The organism is Alicyclobacillus shizuokensis NBRC 103103, assembly GCF_001552255.1.
GTDB lineage: Bacteria > Bacillota > Bacilli > Alicyclobacillales > Alicyclobacillaceae > Alicyclobacillus_G > Alicyclobacillus_G shizuokensis.
Map to the genome: position 1 here is coordinate 1 of NZ_BCQV01000080.1, position 5,741 is coordinate 5,741.

A 5,741-nucleotide genomic window follows, 5' to 3' on the forward strand; every position below is an offset into this window, starting at 1 on the left:
AAGTATACCCATTATAGAAAAAACGGTACACAAGTCGTGGCTAATCTCACAAAAAGGAGTAGGCCATAACCTAATGTTACCGCTTATCCTATCACTAAGTTGTCGACGTTTGGCGAGGGGCGGATTGCTCGTGGAGTATGTAGTCATCGCAGTGGAAAATCACACCGCTCGTCATTAAGTATTGCATGACACTGAGTCCATATGCATCCAGAATAACGGTGTCCAATGATGGACGCCTTTTTTGATCACATGGTCAGACAAACTTAATTGCGCACTTTTGCCCGTCCAATAACGGCCATTATGTGAAGTTGCCCTTTCGGACGGTTATCGGTCACTTTAGCAACAATCGTCATGACAACAGCCACAGGCATCTTTCTTGCCACGCGCTTCCTGAATCGCTTCCCACCCCTCTTTCACGACGAAGTAGACCAGTGCCAAGGCAGCGATGGAATCAATCCACCATCAGCCGAACAAAGCGGTCAAAATGACACCTGCTAGACCGTCCAAGCCATATACGCACAAACGATGCTGCACGAGTCGTCTGCCCGAAGTGCTTTACTGCCGATTTCAGTGCCAATTCGTTTCTTGGCTCGGAACAGATATGGCATGATGATTCCTGATGCGATGGCTAAACCAAGCCCCCAGTACGTCGATTCCGCTCCTTGGTGTGTGACAAGCTTATCTACCGAAGCCACCGTGATGTATACAGCGAGAAGCAGCAAAGCAATCCCAACCACTCACGAGGCACTCTTTTCTGCGCGTTTTACCCGATCGAGGCTTGCTCCGCGTGATTCAACGACTAACCGCCAAAGTAAAACGGCACAGTTCGCAGTCAAACATGCTATATAGCCTGGCTCATCGATCGACATCCACGTCCAGTAACTTCTCCATCCACATCACGTCAACCCAATTTCCATCTAGTTTCCCGTGGTTTTTGAACACGCCAACCTCACGAAATCCCATTTTGCGGTATAAACCCTGACCACTGGAATTGAAGGGAAATGTCCCTAAGACCAATTTATGAAATTCGTTTTCGCGAGCGAATGCCTCCAACTCGCGGAGGAGCGCTTGACCGACGCCCTTCCCTCTCCATTCTCGGTGAACGTACACTGACAGTTCGCCTACACCAGCGTAAGCACAACGGTGTGAATATGGGTGTAAGTCTGCCCATCCAACGACGCTCCCTTGATTCTCTGCCACTAAAACCCTGTAACGCCCTGTATGCTCCGCAAACCAGCGCGTTATGTAGGACATGTCCTTTGTATCCTGCTCTAACGTCGCAATCCGATCCTCGATGCCCTGATTATAAATCGTCAAGATGGACGGTAAATCTTCGGGTGTCGCAAAGCGGACCGTTACCATGATTCATCGCCTCACTCGATTTCCTCATGCAAGAAGGTCAGGATTTTGTCACGTATCGCATCCCGCACTTCGCGGAATTTTGCCTGAATCTCTGCCTCCGTCCCGGTAGCCTTTGCGGGATCTTCAAAACCCCAGTGCAGACGCTTCACATGTGGTGGTGTCATGGGACACCTATCGTTCGCATCCCCACACAACGTAATCACGTAGTCAGCCTGATTCAGCAGGTCCGGGTCAATCAACTTTGACTGGTGGTGCGAAATGTCGATTCCGACTTCTTTCATGACTGCTACAGCTCTTGGATTTAAGCCGTGGGCTTCCACGCCTGCACTGTGCACTTCAACCTGGTCATCGCCAAGGTGGCGTGCCCATCCTTCTGCCATCTGACTTCGGCATGAATTTCCCGTGCACAGGAAGTAGATCAGCTTTTTCGCCATCGTAAACCCTCCTGTCATGACGTGAGCAAAGTCCATAAGTACAACCCGCACAGGGTGACAAACAGCGTTGGAATGGTCAGGACAACCCCGGTCGTGAAGTATCGACCCCAACTGATGGAGATCCCCTTCTTCCCGAGTACGTGCAACCACAAGAGGGTCGCCAATGAGCCAATGGGGGTGATTTTTGGACCAAGATCGCAGCCTATTACGTTTGCGTAGACCAGCGAATCATACATCACTCCGTTTACGCCTGTAGAGTGAATCGCCAGCGCGTTAATCATCACGGTGGGCATGTTGTTCATGATGCTGGACAGAATGGCAGCAATGAACCCTGTGGCCAGTGTACCGGCAAACAGGCCGGCGTGTGTCGTCGCCAGGACGGCATGTCCGAGGAGATTGGTCAATCCGGCATTTCGCAGCCCGTATACCACGACATACATCCCAATCGAGAATACGACGATGGCCCACGGAGCCTCCCGAATCACTTGCCAGGGCTGAATCACCCGCGTGCGTGCACCGGCCACAAGGAACACAATGGCGATGACACCCGCGACGGAAGATACGGGGATGTGCAGCAGCTCCGTGAGAATGTAACCCACCAAGAGTACCGCGAGGATCATCCACGATGTCTTGAACATTCCCTCATGCGCAATCGCGCTGGCTGGTTCAGACAAATCACTTGGGTTGTACCTTTCCGGGATGTCACGTCGGAAAAAGAGATACAGGACAAGGATGCTGGCGCCGAGTGAAAAGAGATCCGGGACAAGCATATGGACAAAGTAACTGACAAACCCGATGTGAAAGTAATCAGCTGACACGATGTTTACGAGGTTGCTCACGACAAGCGGCAGGGATGTGGTGTCCGCGATAAATCCGCTCGCCATAATAAATGGGAGCATCCTCTTGGTATCAAATTTCAGCAGCTTGATTTTTTCAAGGACGATGGGCGTCAGGATCAACGCCGCGCCGTCGTTGGCGAAAAAGGCGGCAACGATGGCACCGAGCAGGGTCACGTAGAGGAACACCTTTCGCCCATCGCCGTCTGCAGCACGCGCCATCTTCAAGGCTGCCCATTCAAAGAAACCGATCTTATCCAGGATGGTGGAGATGATAATGATGGCCACAAATGCGAACGTCGCATCCCATACGATTTTGGTGACAGCTAGCACGTCCTGAAACGAGACCACATGAAAAATGAGTGCAAGCCCGGCTCCACCAAGCGCACTCCAGCCGATCGACAGTCCTTTCGGCTGCCAGATCACAAAGACCAATGTGACGACAAACAACGCGACCGCTACATAAATCATGCTGTCTCTCCTTAGTGGATGGGGGAACTTTCACGGGCGTCGGCAACGAGACCGACGCCCTTTTCCATTTCATCGATGTTAACTGGCGCAACACGAAGTGGATCCGGCTGGAGTGCAGCACGTTCCTGATATTCCGCCACACTCGACTTGTACACCGGATTCTTTTCGGTCGTCCTCCTGCTCGAGGACTACGAAGACTTCCCACCGGTTGCCGTCAGGGTCTGTAACCCAAATCTTGTCCTGAACCGCATAGCAACAGGTCGTGTTCATCTCGTCAAATGTGGCCATACCGGCCGCCATCAGTCTCTCCTTTGCGGCGAGGACATCATCCGTGGAACTCACCTGGAGCCCGAGATGGTTGAGTGCACCAGCATCCTCGTAGTCCCGCTGATTGATGGTAAAATTCAGTGGCGGTTGTTCGACGTCAAATTTCGCATAGCCGGGGCGAACTCGGACCGGCTCCAGGCCGAAAAAGGTGCGGTAGAATGCGAGTGACCGTTCAAAGTCACGCACATTGATAGCCACATGGGGTTTCAAGGCAGTCATGAACAACATCCTCCCTGTATATCGACGTCGCATTTCCCCGAAGGGTACAATTCAGCTCTCAGGGCATTGATCAATTCTTCGATTGCCTCTGGATTCGGGAAGTAACAAGTCCACGGGCCTCGCACTTCCTTGCGAACGAGACCAACCTTCTCCAACGTTTTCAGGTGGTGTGAAACGGTGGGTTGTGACAGTCCTGTAACCGCGACCACGTCGGCGACACAACAGCCGTTCTCATACGCCTCGATCCGGTCACAGCAAGTACCAATTGCTCCCTTCGCCATAATTTGAAGGATCGTGAAGCGGCTCTTGTCGGCTAGTGCACTTAGCCGCGCAAGCACAGACTCAGTATTCATATTGACCTCCATCGATATCGATGTTTGTGGATATCATATCGTGAGCATGTGGAGGTGTCAAGTTGAAATTCTCATGTGCCTTGTTTCTGTTCCAATAACGACCGTTTTTGATACTATCTCTACTGATAATTTCCCCCCACCACAAATCCCGCTCTAAACAGGACCAAAACCCGTCTCTTTATCAAAGTTTCTTTATACACCATATTCATCGTTTTTGGTACGATATTGACGGGGTGATATTGTGATTTTTGGCTACGCAAGAGTGTCCACCGAGGATCAGAACCTGGATCTGCAGATTGATGCACTTCGGCAATATGGAGCTGAACGGATCTTTCAAGAGAAAATAAGTGGAGCGCGACGTGAGCGCCCACAACTGGATGAAATGCTCAAATACCTGCGTCCTGGGGATACCGTCGTCGTATGGAAGCTTGACCGCATAGGTCGCAGTACGAAGCATCTGATTGATTTGATATCTGAGTTTGGAGAGAAAGGCATCCACTTTGTCTCTCTGAAAGAGAGTATTGATACCTCGACGGCAACCGGAAAACTCGTGTTCACCATTTTCGCTGCCCTGGCTGAATTCGAGCGTGACATGATTCGAGAACGCACCAAGGCTGGCTTAGCGAGCGCAAGAGCCCGGGGGCGCAAGGGTGGCAGGCCACGCAAAGCTGAGGACAAAGTGAAATTGGCACTCAAAATGTATGACAGCAAACAATACAGCATCACCGAGATCACGAAGGCTACAGGAGTAAGCAAGACCACATTGTACAGATATATCAAGGAACGCAGCAATGTCCCATCATGAATCCTACGGGATGAAGCACCTTTGAAGAAAACCGGAAATTTCCTACCACAATCCACTACACGGGGGTCAATTCATAGAAAATATATGGGAGAATCTATCTATCTACGAAAGCCGCGATTTGACACACGTAGAAAGCTCATTCAGTATTTACGTAAAATCATACATATCATTCCGATAGAGACAATAACCTCAGCGCCGGATGTATGGGGGCATTCCAATTTGAAATTTGCAATTAGAATAATATGTGGCATCTTACTAACTCTGGTCGATTACTCTTCATTGGTATATGCTGCTACCACAAAGACATCGTCTCAGAATTGGGTCGTACAACTTCTTACAATGAACAACGGGATAACTAATCTCGCAACTTTCATGACTGCAGTGGCCACTCTTGTGAGTGTCTTTGTCCTTGACAAACAGAGAAGAACGACATTTGAACCACACGTTATCTTTGGCACATCTACTCTTCATTTTTTCTGGGATGGAACTGCGTTATCACCTCACATCAAGACGGCAGCACGTGATAAAGTGCCACCCCGTCTTGATGCTTATAACATAGGTTTGGGGACGGCAAAAAACGTATCAATAGAATGGATATACGATATCGAGCAGGTTCTTTCAGTATGTACGTCTACCAGTGATTCCCCATTTGGAATTACCTACGAAAAGAACCGTCGCTTAATCATAGAGGGAAAGCGGCAAAGTTCAGAGGTGTATTTAAAGAATGATAACAGGTTCTATACAACGTACATGTTGCCCGTTTCCGTACAAAGTCAATCGACTCCCGTTCCATTGCCATACGGCTACGTGGCCCTATTCATGGCATCCTTCATAGGAAATGTCGAACGGGAGTTCCCCCCACTGAAATGTATTATTAAATATAGAGACATTGGCAACAGAATACATAAGGTGAGATATACTATAGAACTTGGCC

The 5,741-nt window shown here is 49.7% G+C and carries 8 protein-coding genes; 2 read left to right on the forward strand and 6 right to left on the reverse strand.

Annotated features, from left to right (window positions below; all coding sequences use genetic code 11):
- Positions 1-494: 494 nt before the first annotated feature.
- The 6 genes from ASH01S_RS19400 to ASH01S_RS19800 all read right to left on the reverse strand — a co-directional run bounded on the left by ASH01S_RS19400 (position 495) and on the right by ASH01S_RS19800 (position 4,014).
- Positions 495-737, reverse strand: coding sequence for a cation efflux transmembrane domain-containing protein (locus tag ASH01S_RS19400; protein ID WP_306302878.1), 243 nt, complete (start codon positions 735-737; stop codon positions 495-497).
- Between the two features lie 118 nt (positions 738-855).
- Complete coding sequence (locus ASH01S_RS17015) at positions 856-1,362, reverse strand: arsinothricin resistance N-acetyltransferase ArsN1 family A (RefSeq protein ID WP_067929634.1); 507 nt, start codon at positions 1,360-1,362, stop codon at positions 856-858.
- Positions 1,363-1,373: 11 nt separating this feature from the next.
- A complete protein-coding gene (gene arsC / locus ASH01S_RS17020; protein WP_067929635.1) occupies positions 1,374-1,796 on the reverse strand; it encodes an arsenate reductase (thioredoxin) in 423 nt (140 codons plus the stop codon).
- 14 nt (positions 1,797-1,810) lie between these two features.
- Entirely contained in the window at positions 1,811-3,103 is a 1,293-nt protein-coding gene (locus tag ASH01S_RS17025) for an arsenic transporter (protein ID WP_067929636.1), read from the reverse strand.
- A gap of 78 nt (positions 3,104-3,181) precedes the next feature.
- On the reverse strand, positions 3,182-3,649 hold the full coding sequence (locus tag ASH01S_RS17030; protein WP_067929637.1) for an ArsI/CadI family heavy metal resistance metalloenzyme: 468 nt from the start codon (positions 3,647-3,649) through the stop codon (positions 3,182-3,184).
- Positions 3,646-4,014: an ArsR/SmtB family transcription factor gene (locus ASH01S_RS19800; RefSeq protein WP_083517313.1), complete on the reverse strand. Its 369-nt coding sequence runs from the start codon at positions 4,012-4,014 to the stop codon at positions 3,646-3,648. Before ASH01S_RS19800 ends, ASH01S_RS17030 begins: the two co-directional genes overlap by 4 nt.
- Positions 4,015-4,243: 229 nt before the next feature.
- On the opposite strand from ASH01S_RS19800, the gene ASH01S_RS17040 reads away from it, so the two are divergent.
- A complete protein-coding gene (locus tag ASH01S_RS17040) occupies positions 4,244-4,807 on the forward strand; it encodes a recombinase family protein (protein ID WP_067929639.1) in 564 nt (187 codons plus the stop codon).
- 219 nt (positions 4,808-5,026) lie between these two features.
- Positions 5,027-5,741: hypothetical protein (locus ASH01S_RS19095; RefSeq protein WP_217996357.1), on the forward strand; the 715-nt coding region annotated here is incomplete at its 3' end.

What these genes read in the sequence shown, in the direction of transcription:
- ASH01S_RS17025 (WP_067929636.1), bottom strand. Translation starts at nt 3,103, where the DNA reads ATGATTTATGTAGCGGTCGCGTTGTTTGTCGTCACATTGGTCTTTGTG.
- ASH01S_RS17030 (WP_067929637.1), bottom strand. Translation starts at nt 3,649, where the DNA reads ATGACTGCCTTGAAACCCCATGTGGCTATCAATGTGCGTGACTTTGAA.
- ASH01S_RS17015 (WP_067929634.1), bottom strand. Translation starts at nt 1,362, where the DNA reads ATGGTAACGGTCCGCTTTGCGACACCCGAAGATTTACCGTCCATCTTG.
- ASH01S_RS19800 (WP_083517313.1), bottom strand. Translation starts at nt 4,014, where the DNA reads ATGGAGGTCAATATGAATACTGAGTCTGTGCTTGCGCGGCTAAGTGCA.
- arsC (WP_067929635.1), bottom strand. Translation starts at nt 1,796, where the DNA reads ATGGCGAAAAAGCTGATCTACTTCCTGTGCACGGGAAATTCATGCCGA.